The following is a 17,302-nucleotide window of genomic DNA, read 5'->3' on the forward strand; positions in this document are numbered from 1 at the left end:
TGCACTACAGCGACGGCTCGAACGAGGTGTCGACCCCGAACAAGCCGAAGTCGTCACCGATAAGTGAGCCGGCGCGGACAGCGGTGCGTGCGCCCGGCCCGGGGCCTGCTCGCGCGAGGCGGCGTGCGGCGCGGATCGCGGGCGTCAGCGGGGTGATGTCGCTCCACACGCGAGCGGACGGAAGTATGGCGGCATGCTGCGCAGTTTTCAGGTGACCAATCACAGATCGCTGGCCGATGAGCAGGAGCTGCGGCTGACCAAGGGGAGCGGGCCGGTGGCCGTGCCGGTAACCGCTGTGCACGGCGGCGCCGCTGCGGGAAAGACGAACCTGATCGACGCGCTCGGGCAGATGCGTGACGCGGTGCTGCACTCGGTGACGGGGTGGGACCCGTACGCGGGTCCGATGCGTGCCCCGCATCTCGGATTCCCGGAGCGGCCCTCGGAATTCGTGGCGGCGTTCGTCGCCGAAGGCGTGCCGTATACCTATGGTTTCCAGCTGGACAACGCCGATGTGACGGCCGAATGGCTGCACACCCACCCGCGCTCGCGCAAGCGAATCGTGTTCGAACGCAGCGGCGAACAGATCAAGATCGGCCCGATGTTCGAAGCGGCGCGGTACGGGATCACCGCGCTGGCTCCGCTGGTCCGTCCGAACGCCCTGCTGCTCAGCCTCGCCGGCCAGATGTACTCCGACGCGCTGGTGCCCGCCTACCGATGGTTCGAGTCCATGCTCGAGGTGCAGCGCGGTCCCGCCCAACCCGACGCCATCGCCCACCGGCTGGGCAGCCACATCTCCCGCTCCCCGGACAACGCGGTGCGGCTGCTGATGCTGCTACGTACTGCCGAGCTGGGCATCACCGATCTGCTCGTCGCCGAGCCCGACCCGCTGTACGCCGATTACCTGCGCGAACTGGACGCCGACATCACCGGCCTCGGCAAACAGATCGACCTGTGCGCCACCTCGCCCGGCTATGCCGACCAATTGCTGCGCGACAACGGCCTGACCGCCGTGCTGCTCGAGCGCGAGCTGACCAACCTGAAGGCCGCGCGCGACGCCCTGTACGCGCGGATGGTGGCACGGCGCGGGGTCGGCCTGAACCTCGTGCACGACGGCATCGACACCCCGTTCGGGATCGCCGACGAATCCTCCGCCACGCTGTCGTTGCTGCGGGTGCTGCCCGCCATGCTCGACGCGCTGGACGCGGGCCGCGTGCTCGCCGTCGACGACATCGGCGCGTGCCTGTCGGCCGAGGAGACCGATCGGTTGATCCAGCTGTTCCAGAACCCGGAGACGAATGCCCGTGGCGCTCAACTGATCTTCACCACCGACAACCGGATGCTGATCGATCGGGGCAACGGGCGCTCGCAACGCACCCGCATGTCGGTCTGGCAGGTCCGGCGCACCGGCCGGGGCACCAGCGAGCTCGCCCCGGTGTGACGCGCACCTAGCATGGGGACATGCTGGAGTTCGTCGCGCTGGTGACCCTGACCGCGGTGCTCGTGTCGCTGATCGTGTTCGTGATCCGCGGCAGGCGGGGCTATCAACCGGCGAACCCGGAGGAGGGGACGCTCTACATCACCGGTGTGAGCCCGCGCCCCGATGCTCCCGGCGAGCAGTACGTGACCATCACCGGGAACCTGACCGGTCCTTCGGTCTCCGGCAAGGTCGTGTACGGCCGCTTCGTGTGGGACACGAGTTCGTGGCCGGAGACCGGCGATCTGCTCCCCGTCGTCTATCCGCCGGGCAAGCCCGATCGCTGGCAGATCGCGCGGTCCGGCTGAGCGTCCTCCGCGCACCGACGTCACGCCGCACTCGGGGGGAGCGCGGTCGCGCGAGGTGGAACTGCGGCGGCCGTCCTTCTCGCCCTGACCGGGTATGGCAGCGACGAAGCGGACGCACCGAGTCCGGAATGCCGGGCATCGCGGAGTCGACGGGCTGGGTGCCGCCGCGGGCTCGTGGCGTGCACCCTCGCAGGAGGACGGACGTGCCGTAGCCCACGTCATGGTCGATGGCATCATGCCGGGTATGGATGTGCGGGACGCGGGCGTCGTCGTCCGGGAGGCGCGGCCGGACGAGTACGACGTGGTCGGCGAGCTGACGGTGGAGGTCTACGTCGGCGAGGGCTTCGTGGAGGCGGGCAGCTGGTACGCGGGCGAGCTGGCCGACACCGCCCGCCGCGCCGGCTCGGCACGGATCCTGGTCGCCACGCACGCGGGCCGGATCGTCGGTTCGCTCACGGTCGCACCGGCGGGCAATCCGTACGCGGAGATCGCGCTGCCGGGTGAATTGGAGTTCCGCATGCTCGCCGTCGCGAAGTCCGCGCGCGGACTCGGTGCGGGAACGGCTCTGGTACGCACGGTGATCGATCAGGCTCGCGCGGAAGGCCGCGGCGCGGTCGCTCTCACCACCATGCCCGCCATGGTCGACGCCCGCCGGATATACGACCGCTTCGGCTTCCGTCCCGTGCCGAGCCGCAACTGGCGCACCAGCGCGGGAGAGCTGCTGCACGTGCTGCGGCTACCGCTCGACCCTTCCGGCGAATCCGTCTGAAGAATTATCGATTCCGGGCCGCGGAGGCGGCGTTCGCCGAAAGCGCTCGGCCGTGTCGGGCAGCGGCTGCGCCCCCGGCGTGCTTTCCGGCGGAACGATCCTCCCCGCCTCGACCGGGTGGCATCCACCGCGACGGGACCGGAACGAGGTAGGCGGCGAGAGTTCGCGTCGGTGTGCGCTCGCGGCGCGAAACCCGCGGCGCCGCCGCGGAATCAGCCGAGGACGGTGGCGACGATCCCGGAGAGGTAACCCAGCCGGGCCACCTCGGACGGCCGGAAGTCGGGGCCGCCCGGCCGGCCGAGCAGCAGCACCTTGCCGGTGTTGCCGAGCGGAGCGGCGGCCAGTTTGGTGTCCATGTCGCGCCAGATCTCCGGCACCCAGTCGGCTTCGGGATCGAGCACCGAGGGCTTCTCCAGCGGCATCCACGGCGCCGAACCCGCTTGCGTCTGCGGCGCGCTCGGGCTGCCCACCACCCGGTAGGCGCCCTGCGGCCCGATGTCGATGATCGTGCTCCAGCCCACCCGCAGTACCCGCGGCACACCGTCCACCAGTACTTGCATCCGGTCGTCGCGAGCGCTGGCGACCTGATCGATGAGTTCGAGCTCACGGTGGGTGTCGAGCACGCCGGAGTACGGGCGGATCGAGTCCACGTGCACGTCGCCGATCGATTCGGCGGCGGTGATGAGGGTGTCGGGGAGCGCTCCTGAGGGCACCTCGACGACCAGATCGTCGACGGCGTAGCCGGCGCCGCGCTCGACCACATCCAGCGAGAGGATGTCGGCGCCGACGGAGCCGAGTGCGAGAGCGAGAGAGCCGAGGCTTCCCGGTCGATCCGGAAGTTGCACGCGGAGCAGATACGACACGTGCGTTTCCTTTCTTAGAGCGGCCGAGGCTCTGAACGAATACCCGGGTCACGCAATACTTACACCCCTTACGGCCGGTTATCGAGTCGAAGACCGTCCAGTGACGCACGCCACTCGGCGAATTCGCGCCAAAGCGGCGTGTCGGGCTAGTCCGATTGGACGTGTCGCGGGCGGGAAGGGGTTGCCGGGCGTCGCCCGCGCCGCCGCGCCGACGAAGCGCGGGTGCCGGATGGTGACCTGGTCGCCGGTGGCTAGGCTGTGTGGGTTGAGCACAGTCGATAGTTGATACCGAAGCCGAAAGGGGTCCCGCGGTGCCCGCCATCTCCCGCGACGAGGTCGCACACCTCGCCCGGCTGTCCCGGCTCGCGCTGTCCGATGCCGAACTGGATCAGTTCGCCGGACAGCTGGATTCGATCCTGAGCCACGTGCGGACCATCTCCGAGGTCACCGCCGCCGACGTCCCGGCCACGGCGTCGCCGAATCCGGCGACCAACGTGACCCGGCCCGACGAGGTGGTGCCCGGCCTGACCCCGCGCGAGGCGCTGTCCGGCGCGCCCGCGGTGGAAGAGCAGCGGTTCATGGTGCCGCAGATCCTGGGAGAGGGCGAATGACGGACCTGACCACGCTGTCCGCGGCCGAGCTGGCCGACAAGATCCACGGCCGCGAGCTGTCGTCGGTGGAGGTCACCCGAGCGCACCTGGACCGGATCGCCGAGGTCGACGGCGAGTACCACGCCTTCCTGCACGTCGCGGGGGAGCGGGCGCTCGAGGCCGCGGCCGCGGTGGACGCCGCGATCGGTTCGGGCGCCGCGCCCGCATCGCCGCTTGCCGGAGTTCCCTTGGCGCTCAAGGACGTGTTCACCACCACGGACATGCCGACCACCTGTGCGTCGAAGATCCTCGATGGCTGGGTCTCGCCCTACGACGCGACGGTCACCAGGCGGCTGCGCGAGGCGGGCATCCCGATCCTCGGCAAGACCAACATGGACGAGTTCGCCATGGGCTCCTCCACCGAGAACTCCGCCTACGGCCCGACCCGCAACCCATGGGACACGACCCGCATCCCGGGCGGTTCGGGCGGCGGCTCCGCGGCGGCGCTGGCCTCGAACCAGGCGCCGCTGGCCATCGGCACCGACACCGGCGGGTCGATCCGCCAGCCCGCGGCCGTCACCGCCACCGTCGGCACCAAGCCGACCTACGGCACGGTGTCGCGATTCGGCCTGGTCGCGTGCGCGTCGTCGCTGGACCAGGGCGGCCCGTGCGGCCGGACGGTGCTGGACACCGCGCTGCTGCACGAGGTGATCGCCGGATACGACCCGCGTGACTCCACCTCGCGCGACGTGCCGGTGCCGCCGGTGGTGGCCGCCGCCCGCGCGGGAGCGCAGGGCGATCTGCGCGGCGTCAAGGTCGGTGTGGTGAAAGAACTGCACTCCGACAGCTACCAGCCCGGCGTGCTCGCCTCCTTCGACGCCGCCGTCGCGGTGCTGAAGGATCTCGGTGCCGAGGTGGTCGAAGTGTCCTGCCCGCACTTCGAGTACGCACTGTCGTCCTACTACCTGGTGATGCCGTCGGAGGTGTCGTCCAATCTCGCGCGGTTCGACGCCATGCGCTACGGCCTGCGCGTCGCCGACGACGGGCAGCACAGCGCCGAGCAGGTCATGGCGGCCACGCGCGCGGCCGGGTTCGGCCCGGAGGTCAAGCGGCGCATCATGATCGGCACCTACGCGCTGTCGGCGGGCTACTACGACGCCTACTACGGCCAAGCGCTCAAGGTGCGCACCCTCATCGCCCGCGACTTCGACCAGGCCTACGAGCAGGTCGACGTGCTTGTATCGCCGACCAGCCCGTTCACTCCGTGGAAGCTGGGCGAGAAGGTCGACGATCCGCTGGCCATGTACCTGTCGGACCTGTGCACGCTGCCGACCAACCTGGCGGGCCATCCCGCGATGTCGGTCCCCTCCGGTCTGAGCAAGGACGACGGCATGCCCGTCGGCCTCCAGATCATGGCGCCCGCCCTCGCCGACGACCGCCTCTACCGGGTGGGCGCGGCCTACGAGGCCGCCCGCGGCCCGATCGCCTGACGTTCTTCGCGGGAGCCGCTCGATCCCCGCACGGGTTGTGCGGGAGCGAGCGGCTCCGCGAGATCGCTAAGCGGGCCAGGTGAACTCGGGGTCTTCGGCGTAGTCGCGGCGGCGTTGATCCAATGCGAGCGTGACCATGTGATGCGCGCCAGGCCCGATGATCTTGCGTAGCGGGGGATTCGGCATGTCCACCAATGCGATCAGGCCTGCCGCGCCGACTTCGGGCGGAGCTTCGGTCCACTCGGATCCATCTTCCGGTGCGGATTCCGCTGTGGGGGATACCGGTTCGTTCGCCTCCGGCAGGTCCGCGCTGCCCTGGGTGGGTGCCGGATAGTCCGGCATGCCGAGGACGGCGGTGCGGAGCTGCGCGTAGGCGGGGATCGCCGAGGCGAACCGCATGCTCGACTTGGCCCACTCGGTGTCGAAGCCGCCCAACTGTGCGAGCGTGACCCGGATGCCGAAAGGGCGCAGTTCGTCGGCGAGCGCGGCGCTGAATCCCTCCAGGGCCCACTTGCTCGCGTTGTAGAGGCCGAACAGGGGCAGGCTGCCCACGGCGCCGACGGTGGAGATCTGCACGATGTGCCCGGAGCCCTGCGCCCGCAGGTGCGGCACGGCGGCTTGGGAAACCCAGAGGGCTCCGAAGAAATTGGTGTCCATCTGCTCGCGGATCTGCGCTTCGGTCAGTTCTTCGACGGCGCCGACCAGACCGTAGCCCGCGTTGTTCACGATCACATCGATCGTGCCCAGCGCCGCGAACGCTTCGCCCACGGTGGCCAGGACGCTCTCGCGGTCGCGAACGTCCAGGGGCAGCACGGTCAGGCGGGCGTCGGCGAGTTCCGCGAGGGAGTCCGTATTCCGCGCGGTCGCGACGACGCGATCGCCCTGCGCGAGCGCGGCCGTGGTGAATGCGCGGCCGAGTCCCCGGCTTGCGCCGGTGATGAACCAAGTTCTGGTCACGGGAGATCCTTTCGTCACGAGACGCTCCGTCTCGTTGGATACCGTGCCAAGGCGGGTCTCATTTGTCAAGACGATACGTTTCGTCTCGTTATGTGCTACCGTCGCGGCATGCCCGACACTCCCACAGCCGCGCGCCGCAGCGAGCGCGCTCGCGCGGCGATACTCGCGCGACAGCCGAGCTGATCCGCGAGGTGTCCTACGCGAAGTTGAGCATCGAGGCGATCGCGGCCCGCGCGGGGGTCGGCAAGCAGACGATCTACCGCTGGTGGCCGTCGAAAGGCGCTGTCGTATTCGATGCCATGCTCGAATCAGACTCGGGCTCAACGGGTCTAGTGCTACCCGACACCGGCGACATCGCCGCGGACCTGCGCCCGCTGCTGCGCGGTTCGGTCGTCGCGCTGACCGATCCCGGGTTCGAATCCTTCCTCCGCGCGATGTACATCGAGATCCAGCAGGATGCCGAATTGGCCGCCGCCTATCGGGCGTGAGTGCGCTTCGACGCCTTCCGGCCGATCGCGCTCAGGAGGCCCGCAGCGATTCGGCCTGCTTCTGGACGCCGTCGGTCATGCCCTCGAAGCCGCGCCGCAGGTTCTTGCCGAGCAGCGCGACGACCACGGGATGCAGCCATCCGCCGAGTTCGAAGTGCGACTCGTAGCGGGTGCGACCGTCCGGGAGTGGCGTCACCGTGTGCGAGCGCAGGCTGTGCAGTGCGCCGGGAGGCACCGGCTTCATCGAGTAGCTGAGCTCCCGGCCCGGCGTGTGCGAACGAATCCATTCCCGCTGCTTGCGCGGGCTCGACCCGGAGACCCGGACGAGCATGTCGATCGGCTCGCCGGGCACCAGTGAACTGCGGCACTCGGTGACGAAGGGATTCCACTCGCCGTAGCGGGGGAAGTCGGTGATCACCTGCCACACCAGTTCGGCGGGGGCGTCGATGTCGGCGGCGAGATCGATGACGAAGGCCATGCGGAAATTAGAACATGTTCTATGACGGTCCCGCGCGGGCGCCGCGCCGAACGGCTCAGCAGGAACCCATCGCGGTGCCCTGATCGGCGCCGTAACGGTGGCCGTGGCCCGGCGGAGCGTGTAACGCGCCCAGCAGATCGGCGGTCGTCTGCGCGAAGCTGATCACCGGAAGCCACTGCGGAACCGGGGCGTCGACGCGGGCCCCGGTGAGGTCGGGCGCGCGCCACAGCTGCGCGAGCGACCAGTGGATCACCGGGTCGGAGCTGTTCGCCAGCACTGTCGCGCCGCCACGGTGGACGCGGTTGGCGGGAGGTCCCGCCCATAGCGCCGCGCAGGTCCGGCCGTCTTGCTCGGCGTCGGAGGAGAAGACGGCATTGCCGCCGAGCGCCCCCAGGCTCTGCCCGTACAGGTACAGCTTCGGGGGGTGTGCCAGTCCCTGGATATGGCGTTCCACGGCGGTGAACAGCGTGCGTGCGGCGGTGACGGCCGCGTCTCGGCCGAACACGAACGTCGCCCAGCTCGGCAGATAGGAGTACTGCAACCCGACCAGCGCCACGTCGCCGTCGAAGCGCTGATCGAACCCCGCCACGGCGTTCGCGTCGATCCAGCCCGAGCCGGTGGGTACCGTGACGACCAGGTGGGAGCGCGTGAAGCCGCCCGAGCGCTCCAACTCCCGGATCGCCAGCGCGACGCGAGTGTCCAGGTCGGGCGCCGAGGCCACCCCGATGTAGACCCGCACGGCTCGAACCGGCGAATCGCTGACGAACTTCCGCCCCTCGGCGCCCAGCGACGTCCAGCTCACCGCGGATTCGGCGCCACCGGACCCGGAGTACGAAACCGGGTGTACCAGAGCGGGATCCAGCTCGGCGTTGGCCCGCGCGTACACCGACTCCCGCCATCCGAGCATCGCGGGTACGCCGACGAGATACAGCAGAACCGCGACGACGACGGCCAGCGAGACGCCCCGCGCCCAACCCAGTTTCCGCGCTGCCCAGGCGATCGAGCGAGTGGCGCAGGCGAACAGTCCGATGATCAACGCGGCGCCGAGCGCGCACCGCACCCAGTAGCCCGTGCCGATCGGCGGGGTGCTCATCGCGGCGCGAAGCCGGTTCTGCCAGTGCCCTGCGTTCGCCGTCGCGCCCACCACCAGCACCGCCGTCGCGATCAGCAGCGGCAGTCGGGCCAACGCCTGGCGCTCGTCGATGTCGAATCCGCAGCGTCGCAGGGTGATCCGCAGTATCCCCGCCACTCCGAGAGCGAGTGCCGCGAGGAGCCCGGTCAGTACGGCTTGCGCGCTCGGCGTGCGAGGAAGCAGTCCGGGTGCCAGCGAGGCCAGGACACCGGTCCCGATGCCGAGCGTCGTGCCGATCCGCGGCGGAGCGACCCGGCGGACCCCGGCGGCGAACCATGTGCGGCGATCCGAGAACGCCAGGACGGACCAGGTCATGGCTGTACCGCGCCCGTGGCGTAGGACAGGGCTGCCGCGGGTACGGGGCCTCGCCGCCGGTTGCGCAGCACGAGAACCGCCGTCAGCCCGGCGATCCCGGCGCCGAGCGCGCCCAGTACCTGCCAACTCGTCGTCGAATCCGCGTCCGCCGCCGCGCCGAGCAGGGGCTCGACCACGGGCGCGCCGTAGTCCTGCCTGCGCGAGTTCAGATCGACGGCGGTGTTCGCGATCGAAGCCATCGCATCGCAGCGGGCGCGGGAGAACGAGTCGACGCGGGCGGCGCAGGCCTGGTGCATCTGCCGGTCCAGCGTCGCGTCCAAGGCTTGCCGCGCCCACGGGCCCAGCGGTTCGCCGCGCCGGTCGGCATAGCGCAACAGGTCGTAGCCGAGGTCATGGGCCTTGCACGCGGTATCGAACTCCGCGGGCAGCGTCACCGGAGAAGAGCAGTCGCCGCCCGGATTGACCAGCAGGCCGTCCATCGTGCTCGGCCGGTAACCGAACGACGTGACGAAATCCGCCGGGATCGCGGTGAGCGCGCCGGGGCCGCCCGCGGCCAGTTCGGCGACAGCGGCGCCGGCCTGCGCGCTCTCGATCGGCGCGGCCGCCGCGGCGGCGTGCGGAGCGGGGGCGAGAAACGCCGTCGCCGCCACGGTGGTCAACGCCGACGCGGTGAGCGCCGCGTAGCGTCGCGTCTGCGCGGTGACGGATGAGATTGCGGCGGAATGGATTCGGGCTCCTGCGGCCGATGCGGACCGGGTCTCGCGCCCGACGCTGGTCGGTGTGCTCATGGCGACGACGTTAGGGAATCGCTTCCGGCGGCCGCCTCACGCCCGGGGACGTTTCCCGTGCCGTGCCGCCGGGGGAGCGGTCGCACGGTCTCCCACCGGGGTAGCGGGCCGGAAATCACCCGTGGGTATGAGGCCGCGGTGAACTGCGAGTTCCTAGTGTCGTAGGCATGAACGGAGAAAGTCGCGCCTGGACGCGACGGCTGGACGCGCGGACCTGGTTCGACCTCGGCACGGTACTGGTCGCGCTGATCTGGTACTCGGTGGCTTGGCCGACACTGCACCTGACCCACGCCGTCCCCACCGCGGCGCAGCCGTTCATCGCCGCGCTCGCCGCGTTCCCGGTGCTGCTGGTACGGATCAACCCGGCGCTGGGCTGGTCGATCTCGGCGGGCTCCGCGCTGGTGATAGCGCTGGCGATTCCGCATCAACCCAACAACGACCTGCCGTTCCAGGTCGTCCACGTGCTGTGCCTGCTGGTGCTGCTGCTCGCGGTGGCGGTGCGCGCCCCGGGGCAGATCGCGGCGGTGACGTGGGCGGCGACGGCCCTGCTGTTCGCGACCACCATGCCCGGCGAAGGGGAGGCGTTCGCGAACGCCGCTTGGGGCTGGCCGATCGCGCTGGCCGCGCTGGTGCTGTTCGGCCTGCTCGTTCGCTGGCTGGCGCTGTCGCGGCGGCAGCTGGTGCGCCAGGAGGAGGCCAACGAGCTCGAGCGGGCCCGCCGGGCCATCCTGGAGGAGAAGGCTCGCATCGCCCGCGATCTGCACGACGTCGTGGCCCACCACATGTCCCTGGTGGTGGTGCAGGCGCAGACCGCGCCGTACCGGGTCGAGGGCGTCACCCCGGCCGCGCGCGCCGAGTTCGAGTCCATCGGCGCCACGGCCCGGGAAGCGCTCAACGAGATCCGCGGCATGCTCGGTGTCCTGCGCAGCGACGGCCAGCTCCCGGAACACGCGCCCCAGCCGAAGGCGGCCGACGTGATCGCCCTGTTCGAGGGCGCGCGACGCGCGGGCGTCCACATCGAGTGGACCGTCGACGGCGCGCTGGAGACGATCGCGGAGACCACCGGCCTCGCCCTGTACCGCGTCGTGCAGGAATCGCTGTCCAACGCTTCCCGTCACGCCCCGGGCGCCCCGGTCCAGGTGCGTATCACCCACGGCGCGGAACTGCTGCTCGACGTCGAGAACGACCCGGGAGCGACGCCCGCCCGGCCGGTCGGCAACGGCGGCCACGGCATCGCGGGCATGCAGGCGCGAGCCCTGGCAGTCGGCGGTGAGGTGACGGCGGGGCCGCGGGCGGACGGTGGTTTCATAGTCCACGCGCGCTTCCCGCTCACCGCGCCGGACGCCACTGCCGCCGCCGTCGATGCCGTCGTCTCCGCGCACGGCGAATCAGGTCGCTGAGTGTCGATCTGCCGCCGGGGGATCGTGTGCCCTTGCCTCGGCACACAGGAACGGGCTCGGCGGCCGGAGGCCAAGGGCAATTAGGGTGAGCGGGTGGCAATTACGGTGTTGATCGCCGACGACCAGGCGATGGTCCGGCAGGGGTTCGGGGCGTTGCTCGCGGCGCAGCCGGATATCAGTGTGGTGGGCGACGCGGCCGACGGGAAGGCCGCGGTGGCCGAGGCGAAGCGGCTGCGCCCGGATGTCGTGCTGATGGACGTGCGCATGCCGGAGATGAACGGGCTGGACGCCGCCCGCGCCATCCTGGCCGCCGGATTCGAGCCGCCGGTGCGCGTGTTGATGCTCACCACCTTCGACATCGACGACTACGTCTACGAGGCGCTCGGTCTCGGCGCCAGCGGGTTCCTGCTCAAGGACGCGCCCGCTGAGGAGTTGGTGCGCGCGGTGCGAGTGGTCGCCGACGGTCAGGCGTTGCTTGCGCCCACGGTCACCCGCAGGCTCATCGCCGACGTCACCCGCCGCCGCGGCGCGGCCCGCGCCAAGCCCGCGCCGCAACTGTCCGCGCTGACTCCCCGCGAGCGGGAAGTGCTGGAACTGATCGCGAAAGGCATGTCGAACTCCGAGATCGCCGAAACCCTGTTCGTGGCCGAGCAGACCGTGAAGACCCATGTCTCCAAGGTCTTCTCGAAACTGAACCTGCGGGACCGGGCGCAGGCGGTGGTCCTGGCCTACGAGACCGGCCTGGTCACCCCTGGCTGAGCCGGATCACAGCGGCGGGCAGGACCCGCCGCGCAGTTCGCCCAGATGACGACCGAGCATCCGCGCCATCCGGCTCAGGATGGTGGTGGAGTCGTCGAAGCTGCCGGAATCGGCCGTCGCCGCCATGGCAACGGCGATCATGCCGGACCGGACCGGCACCAGCCCGAACTGGCGGACGGTGTAGACGCCGGTCACGTCGTCGGGGCCCCAGCCGCCTTTGAAGGCCGTGCCCTCCAAGACGCCCAGGCCCCACGCCTGCTCGGGGGTGATCTCCGTCATCAGTTCGGTGACGTGGAACGATTCGGGCAGGCAGGGCAGCCGGGAGGCGAAACGGGCCTGGTTGGCCAGCGTCCATTCGGTGCCGCCGAAGGAGTTGTAGTCCAGGGTGGTGCGCGGGCCCGCCACCCCGGTGGTGGCGTCGCCCGCCTCGTCGATCACGTCCTGGACCGCCTTGGCCGCTGCCAGCCCGTCGCCGAGCGATTGCCACAGCGCCTCGGCGGCGTCGTTGTCCGACCAGGTGATGGCGGCCTCCACCTCCTGCCGGATCTCTTCTTGGGAGTCGTGCCGCAGCGCCGCGATCGCGAGCGGCACCTTGATGGTCGACCACGCGATGCCGCTGACCCAGTCGCCGTAGACGGTCATCCGGCCACCGCCCACGGGCATGATCGCCATGCCGACCTGACCGCCCAGCTGCGGCTGCAACTGGGTGAAGTCGGCGGCCAGCGAGTCCGGCACCGACACCGCGAGGTTCGGCCGCCAGGCTCCCGCCGTGTCGACGACCACGGCGGGTGTCTCCGTGGCGGCCCGATCGACCGGGAACAGAGTGCACGAGGTCAACGTGAGCAGCACCACCATCGCTCCGGCGCGTAGCGCCGCACGACACGTCGAAGCGGATCTCGTCGACCTCACCACCGAGTCCTCCCCACCACCGGTGACGCGGTCACACTGTAAATCGGCGGTGCAAAATAGCTCATCGGGCTCGTCCGGCCGGTGACCGGACGAGAGACATCGCCGCGGCGCGCGGCGGCGTCGACGGCGCGATGTCTCGACCATAGTTTTGCCGATCTTCCCGGAGAATTCGAAACTCCGTGGCCACGGCGTCACCCGGTAGGCTCCAGGATCGGTATGAAAGCGCCCGGACGTGCTGTCCGGTCGCCGCGGTCACCTGAAGGGGGCGTGTTGCTCAACAGCGGTGCGATGTTCGCCGGGTTCACCATAGAGAGGCTGCTCGGCCAGGGCGGCATGGGATCGGTGTATCTCGCCAGGCACCCCAGGCTGCCACGGCAGACCGCGCTCAAACTGCTCAACCGTGAGTTGTTCACCGACGCGGAGGTCCGGGCCCGGTTCGAGCGGGAGGCGGACCTGGCGGCGCAGCTGGACCATCCGAACATCGTCGCGGTGTACGACCGCGGCACCGAGGACGAACAGCTGTGGATCTCCATGCAGTACGTCGACGGGGTCGACGCGGCGACGGTGAACCCGCAGAGCCTGCCGCCGGAGCGGGCCGTGCAGATCATCGAGGGCGTCGCGTCCGCACTGGATTACGCGCACGGAATGGGTGTGCTGCACCGTGACGTCAAGCCCGCGAACATCATGCTGGCGCGTGCGGTGGGCGGCCAGGGCGAGCGGGTCTTCCTCACCGATTTCGGCATCGCCCGGCTGCGCGAGGATTCCACCCACCTGACCCAGACCGGCATGTTCACCGCGACGCTCGCCTACGCCTCGCCCGAGCAGATGACCGGTGCGCACCTGGACCACCGCTCCGATCAGTACTCACTGGCTTGCGCGCTGTATTGGTTGCTGACCGGCATCGCCCCGTTCGACGCTCCCGCCCCGGCCGACATCATTCGCGGACACCTCCAGTTGCCGCCGCCCTCCGTCGCGGCACGGCGCGCCGGTCTGTCACCCGCGCTCGACGCGGTGATCGCGAGGGCCATGGCGAAGCGGCCCGACGACCGATTCGCCTCCTGCGTCGAATTCGCCTCCGCCGCACGGCGCGCGCTCACCGAGCCCGCTCCGACGGTGGTGGCCGCGCAGTACCAGCCGCAACCCGCGCCCACCGTCCTCGCGCAACCGGCATACCCCGGGCCGGAGGCGAGTCCGCCGACCTACGTCCCCACGGCCTCCTCCCCGAGCTACACCGCGCCGCCGCAGTACCACCCGAATCCGACCGGCGGACAGCAGTTCCCGGCGTCCAACGGCTATGCCGCGGCAGCTCCGCAGCCGAGTTATCCCGTGGCGCCGCCACATTCCGCCCCGCCGCCGATCGGTTACCCGTCGCACCAGCCGCCCGGCTATCCGTCGCAAGGGCGCTCCAACACCGGCCTGATCGTGACGATCGTTCTGGTGATCGTGGCGCTGTTGGTCGGGGCGGGCATCATCGTCGCGAAGGTGGGATTCTCGGATTCCGCCTCGCCGCTGGACCTCGGCACCAAGACGCCCGCGGGCCCCTCCGATGCGGACAAGCTCGCCAAGGCGTTTCCCGAACTGCTACCCCAGGGTGTCGACACGAAATACGACATCGGTTCCGGCCCGGGGTATGGCGGTAAGACCTGTTTCCTCGGCACCGCCAAACCGGGCGGCAAGGTGTCCAGTGCCAACGGCGTACCCGACTTCCCGAACTGGGCGAGGGCCTGGAACTGCTGGGGCACGCCGATCGCCGACCCCGATTACGTCCTCATCGGCTTCAAGTCGCCGCAGGACGCCCAGGCCGCGGTGCGGGACCTGCCGTCGAACACGGCGGCGACCGAACGCAACGGCGGTAAGTCGTATTCGACCTACCGCTGGCAGGAGAAGACCAGCGGGTTTCCGGACGGCTATCTCGTCGTCGACTTCGACGACGATCCGGCCCGGTCGAGCTACCTTCTTTTCGCCACGGTGACCCTCACCGACAGCAACCCGGGCTCCGGCTTCGGCATCACCGCGGCGAAATTCAAGACGTGGTTCGCCGACCTGCCGCTGTGAACGCTCAGTCGACCGCGAGCGCCTCCACGATGGGCAGCCGGGCCGCGCGCAACGCGGGCGGGATCGACCCGAGCAGCGCCAGCGCCAGCGCGATCATGCCGTAGACCAGCAGCATCGGGCTCGGCCGGTAGGCGACGTCGATGGTCAGGGCGTGCCCGATGGCGACCGTGCCCAGGAACTGCACCGCCGCGCCGAGCGCCAGACCCAGCACCGCGCCGACGATCCCGATCCCGGCGGCCTCGGCCAGCACCGAACGCATCAGGAATTTGCGCCCGGTGCCCATGGCGCGCAACACGCCGAGTTCCCTGCGGCGCTCCAGCACCGAGAGCATCAACGTGTTGAGCAATGCCACCGTGGCCACGAGCACCACGATCCACAGGATGGCGTTGCTCATCGCCATGCCCTGCTCGATGCTCGACGACGCGGCAACCACGGTGTCCGCGCCGGTGTCCACATTCAGCTCCGGCGGCACCACCTGCCGGATCGCCGCGAGCACCGCCGCGCGATCGGCGCCGGGCGCGATGTCGGCGGCGATCACCGTCTCGCCGGGCCGCTCGTACCAGGTGCGCAGCAGGTTCAGGTCCATCATCACCACGCCGGCGATGGCGGAGAAATACGGGATCACCTGCAGCACCCGCACCGTGTGCGGGCCGGTGGGCGTCGGCAGGGTGAGTTCCGCGCCCACACCGACGCCCAGCGAGCGCGCCACGTCGCGGGAGATCGCCACGCCCTCTCCGGCCGACAGCCGGGCGACCGAATCGTCGGTGAGCATGCGCATCCGGGTCTCGCGGGCATCCGGCGGAAACCCTTGCAGCATCACGCGAGTGCCGCCGAGGGTGGCGAAGGCCATCTGGGCCGGGCTCAGGTGCGCGACGCCGGGCACCGCCGCGAGCTTGTCCCGCAGATCCGCGGGCAGCAGCGGCCCGGTGGGGAACTGCGCCATCGAGGCGGGGCTGATGTAGACGTCGTTGCGCGCCAGATCCGTGAAAGTGACCGTGGCCGAATCGATCATGTTGCTCGAGGCGCCGCTCATACCGACGGTGGCCCCGACGCCGATCATCACCGTCATCGCCGTGGCCCATACCCGCCGCGGCGCGCGTTCCAGGGTGGTCGCGCCCAGTGCGCCGGGAGCGCGGAACCAGCGCGCGATTCCCGCGGCGGCCCGCACGATCGGGCCGGTGGCGGCGAAACAGAGCAGGATCGCGGCGATGAACGAGATCGAGATGGCGGTCAGCGAATAGCGGCCGAGATCGCTGCTCGCGATCAGCACCGCGGCCCCGGCCAGCCCGCCGCCCGCCACGACGGCCAGCCAGCGCAGCAGCGGGCTCGCCGTATCGGTCCGCCCGGCCCCGACCGGTGCCAGCGCCTCGATGGGCTGGACCTTGTACACCTGGCGGGCGGCCAGCGACGCCGCGAGCACACTGGTGAACACACAGGCCACGACGGCGAACGGAATCACATACCAGGGCACCGAGTATTCGGTACGCGCCTCCACCGACTGCACGATCGCGGTGGGCAGTGTGCCGATCGCGACGCTGCCCATGAACACGCCCAGCGCCGCGCCGACCGCGCCGCCCAGCACGCCGAGCAGCGCGGCCTCGGCCAGCAGATCGCGCACCATCGGTCCGCGTTTGCCGCCGATCGCGCGCAACAGCGAGAGCATCGGTCTGCGCTGGGCGATCGCCATGCTCATCGCGTTGTAGATGAGGAACGCCGAGACGATCAGCGCGGCGGCCGACGCCATGGTGGTGGAGTAGCGGACCATTTGAATCGCCCCGCCCGCCTGCGCGGTGCGCAGACTCGGCTCGGCCACCACCGCGCGGCCGTCCACCGCCTCGGTGAGCGTCGCGCGCACCTGCGCGAGGTCGGCCCCCTCGGCGGGAATGATCTGCACGGAATCCAGCCGTCCCGCGCGATCGGTGACCTTCTGCGCGAGCCCGAGCGGAGCGGCGATGAGGTGACCGCCGTTGAGCTTGTCGGAAGTCTCCTCATCGAGGACGCCCGCGACGGTGACCGTCGTAGCGCCCAGCGTGAACTGCTCGCCCTCGGCACGGCCGAGTCCCGTGCCCACCAGCACCCCGTTGGGCACCGAGAGCAGCTTTCCCGTGAAAGCGCTCATCGGCGTGGTCAATTCGCTGCCCAGCGCGCCGATATTCGAATCGGCGCCGATCAGCAGCGCGCGGTCGGCGCCGGTGCCGATCTGCGTCCGCAGCATCGGCACCGCCACCGCGACGCCGGGTGTGGTCGCGATCCGCCGCAGCAGTTGCTGGTCGAAGCCCGCGTCGGTGATACCGCTGACCTCCAGCTGCGCCTTGCCGCCCAGGCCGCGGGTCAGCTTGTCCACCGAACCGGTGACCGAGCCGGAGATGCTCAGCACCGCGACCAGCAGCGACGCCGAGACGCCCATCACGATCAGCGACATCAGGGTGCGGCCGCGATGGGCGAGCAGTTCGCCGATATTGAACAGCCGCAGACGATCCCACGCTGCGCCGATCACGCGATGACCTTCCCACTTCGCTGCCGCCTC

17 protein-coding genes are annotated in these 17,302 nt (G+C 70.3%); 9 read left to right on the top strand and 8 right to left on the bottom strand.

What is annotated here, in order from left to right:
• Positions 1 to 4: 4 nt before the first annotated feature.
• Positions 5 to 169 carry a hypothetical protein gene (locus ACZ6DL_RS01540; protein ID WP_466048321.1) on the bottom strand — a complete coding sequence of 55 codons (165 nt, stop codon included), beginning with the start codon at positions 167 to 169 and terminating at the stop codon, positions 5 to 7.
• Between the two features lie 24 nt (positions 170 to 193).
• On the opposite strand from ACZ6DL_RS01540, the gene ACZ6DL_RS01545 reads away from it, so the two are divergent.
• From ACZ6DL_RS01545 to ACZ6DL_RS01555, 3 genes are all read left to right on the top strand, one after another.
• On the top strand, positions 194 to 1,438 hold the full coding sequence (locus ACZ6DL_RS01545; protein ID WP_466048323.1) for an AAA family ATPase: 1,245 nt from the start codon (positions 194 to 196) through the stop codon (positions 1,436 to 1,438).
• Positions 1,439 to 1,458: 20 nt separating this feature from the next.
• On the top strand, positions 1,459 to 1,782 hold the full coding sequence (locus tag ACZ6DL_RS01550) for a hypothetical protein (protein WP_393228214.1): 324 nt from the start codon (positions 1,459 to 1,461) through the stop codon (positions 1,780 to 1,782).
• Positions 1,783 to 2,017: 235 nt separating this feature from the next.
• The gene (locus ACZ6DL_RS01555; protein WP_466049503.1) at positions 2,018 to 2,551 is read left to right on the top strand and encodes a GNAT family N-acetyltransferase; all 534 of its coding nucleotides are present in this window, start codon (positions 2,018 to 2,020) and stop codon (positions 2,549 to 2,551) included.
• Between the two features lie 212 nt (positions 2,552 to 2,763).
• Here ACZ6DL_RS01555 and ACZ6DL_RS01560 read toward each other — a convergent pair whose 3' ends face one another.
• Positions 2,764 to 3,414, bottom strand: coding sequence for an ACT domain-containing protein (locus tag ACZ6DL_RS01560; RefSeq protein ID WP_062977055.1), 651 nt, complete (start codon positions 3,412 to 3,414; stop codon positions 2,764 to 2,766).
• A gap of 311 nt (positions 3,415 to 3,725) precedes the next feature.
• Here ACZ6DL_RS01560 and gatC point away from each other — a divergent pair, with 311 nt between their 5' ends.
• Both gatC and gatA read left to right on the top strand, forming a co-directional pair.
• Positions 3,726 to 4,025 carry an Asp-tRNA(Asn)/Glu-tRNA(Gln) amidotransferase subunit GatC gene (gene gatC / locus ACZ6DL_RS01565; RefSeq protein ID WP_040868555.1) on the top strand — a complete coding sequence of 100 codons (300 nt, stop codon included), beginning with the start codon at positions 3,726 to 3,728 and terminating at the stop codon, positions 4,023 to 4,025.
• A complete protein-coding gene (gene gatA, locus ACZ6DL_RS01570) occupies positions 4,022 to 5,494 on the top strand; it encodes an Asp-tRNA(Asn)/Glu-tRNA(Gln) amidotransferase subunit GatA (RefSeq protein WP_466048325.1) in 1,473 nt (490 codons plus the stop codon). Before gatC ends, gatA begins: the two co-directional genes overlap by 4 nt.
• A gap of 66 nt (positions 5,495 to 5,560) precedes the next feature.
• Here the strand turns inward: gatA and ACZ6DL_RS01575 are convergent, their stop codons facing one another.
• On the bottom strand, positions 5,561 to 6,451 hold the full coding sequence (locus tag ACZ6DL_RS01575; RefSeq protein ID WP_466048327.1) for an SDR family NAD(P)-dependent oxidoreductase: 891 nt from the start codon (positions 6,449 to 6,451) through the stop codon (positions 5,561 to 5,563).
• 191 nt (positions 6,452 to 6,642) lie between these two features.
• Between ACZ6DL_RS01575 and ACZ6DL_RS01580 the strand changes: the two genes are divergently transcribed.
• Positions 6,643 to 6,939, top strand: a complete 297-nt coding sequence (locus ACZ6DL_RS01580) for a TetR/AcrR family transcriptional regulator (protein WP_466048328.1) — start codon at positions 6,643 to 6,645, stop codon at positions 6,937 to 6,939.
• 31 nt (positions 6,940 to 6,970) lie between these two features.
• Here the strand turns inward: ACZ6DL_RS01580 and ACZ6DL_RS01585 are convergent, their stop codons facing one another.
• From ACZ6DL_RS01585 to ACZ6DL_RS01595, 3 genes are read right to left on the bottom strand one after another with little or no spacing between them, the layout of a single operon-like run.
• Positions 6,971 to 7,417, bottom strand: a complete 447-nt coding sequence (locus ACZ6DL_RS01585) for an SRPBCC family protein (protein WP_466048330.1) — start codon at positions 7,415 to 7,417, stop codon at positions 6,971 to 6,973.
• Between the two features lie 55 nt (positions 7,418 to 7,472).
• The gene (locus ACZ6DL_RS01590) at positions 7,473 to 8,864 is read right to left on the bottom strand and encodes an alpha/beta-hydrolase family protein (RefSeq protein ID WP_466048332.1); all 1,392 of its coding nucleotides are present in this window, start codon (positions 8,862 to 8,864) and stop codon (positions 7,473 to 7,475) included.
• Positions 8,861 to 9,652 carry a hypothetical protein gene (locus ACZ6DL_RS01595; protein ID WP_466048334.1) on the bottom strand — a complete coding sequence of 264 codons (792 nt, stop codon included), beginning with the start codon at positions 9,650 to 9,652 and terminating at the stop codon, positions 8,861 to 8,863. Before ACZ6DL_RS01595 ends, ACZ6DL_RS01590 begins: the two co-directional genes overlap by 4 nt.
• 167 nt (positions 9,653 to 9,819) lie before the next feature.
• Here ACZ6DL_RS01595 and ACZ6DL_RS01600 point away from each other — a divergent pair, with 167 nt between their 5' ends.
• Positions 9,820 to 11,052: a sensor histidine kinase gene (locus tag ACZ6DL_RS01600; protein ID WP_466048336.1), complete on the top strand. Its 1,233-nt coding sequence runs from the start codon at positions 9,820 to 9,822 to the stop codon at positions 11,050 to 11,052.
• A gap of 93 nt (positions 11,053 to 11,145) precedes the next feature.
• Complete coding sequence (locus ACZ6DL_RS01605; RefSeq protein ID WP_040868547.1) at positions 11,146 to 11,811, top strand: response regulator; 666 nt, start codon at positions 11,146 to 11,148, stop codon at positions 11,809 to 11,811.
• A gap of 6 nt (positions 11,812 to 11,817) precedes the next feature.
• On the opposite strand, the gene ACZ6DL_RS01610 is transcribed toward ACZ6DL_RS01605, so the two are convergent.
• The gene (locus ACZ6DL_RS01610) at positions 11,818 to 12,666 is read right to left on the bottom strand and encodes a serine hydrolase (protein WP_466048338.1); all 849 of its coding nucleotides are present in this window, start codon (positions 12,664 to 12,666) and stop codon (positions 11,818 to 11,820) included.
• A gap of 321 nt (positions 12,667 to 12,987) precedes the next feature.
• Between ACZ6DL_RS01610 and ACZ6DL_RS01615 the strand changes: the two genes are divergently transcribed.
• Entirely contained in the window at positions 12,988 to 14,775 is a 1,788-nt protein-coding gene (locus ACZ6DL_RS01615; RefSeq protein ID WP_466048340.1) for a serine/threonine-protein kinase, read from the top strand.
• A 4-nt stretch (positions 14,776 to 14,779) separates the two neighbouring features.
• Here ACZ6DL_RS01615 and ACZ6DL_RS01620 read toward each other — a convergent pair whose 3' ends face one another.
• Positions 14,780 to 17,272, bottom strand: coding sequence for an FtsX-like permease family protein (locus ACZ6DL_RS01620; protein WP_466049505.1), 2,493 nt, complete (start codon positions 17,270 to 17,272; stop codon positions 14,780 to 14,782).
• Between the last annotated feature and the right edge of the window lie 30 nt (positions 17,273 to 17,302).

The organism is Nocardia sp. NPDC041819 (assembly GCF_055590505.1).

Coding starts and splice junctions, on each gene's coding strand:
- ACZ6DL_RS01545 (WP_466048323.1), top strand. CDS start 194: ATGCTGCGCAGTTTTCAGGTGACCAATCACAGATCGCTGGCCGATGAG.
- ACZ6DL_RS01550 (WP_393228214.1), top strand. CDS start 1,459: ATGCTGGAGTTCGTCGCGCTGGTGACCCTGACCGCGGTGCTCGTGTCG.
- ACZ6DL_RS01555 (WP_466049503.1), top strand. CDS start 2,018: ATGCCGGGTATGGATGTGCGGGACGCGGGCGTCGTCGTCCGGGAGGCG.
- gatA (WP_466048325.1), top strand. CDS start 4,022: ATGACGGACCTGACCACGCTGTCCGCGGCCGAGCTGGCCGACAAGATC.
- ACZ6DL_RS01585 (WP_466048330.1), bottom strand. CDS start 7,417: ATGGCCTTCGTCATCGATCTCGCCGCCGACATCGACGCCCCCGCCGAA.
- ACZ6DL_RS01590 (WP_466048332.1), bottom strand. CDS start 8,864: ATGACCTGGTCCGTCCTGGCGTTCTCGGATCGCCGCACATGGTTCGCC.
- ACZ6DL_RS01595 (WP_466048334.1), bottom strand. CDS start 9,652: ATGAGCACACCGACCAGCGTCGGGCGCGAGACCCGGTCCGCATCGGCC.
- ACZ6DL_RS01600 (WP_466048336.1), top strand. CDS start 9,820: ATGAACGGAGAAAGTCGCGCCTGGACGCGACGGCTGGACGCGCGGACC.
- ACZ6DL_RS01610 (WP_466048338.1), bottom strand. CDS start 12,666: ATGGTGGTGCTGCTCACGTTGACCTCGTGCACTCTGTTCCCGGTCGAT.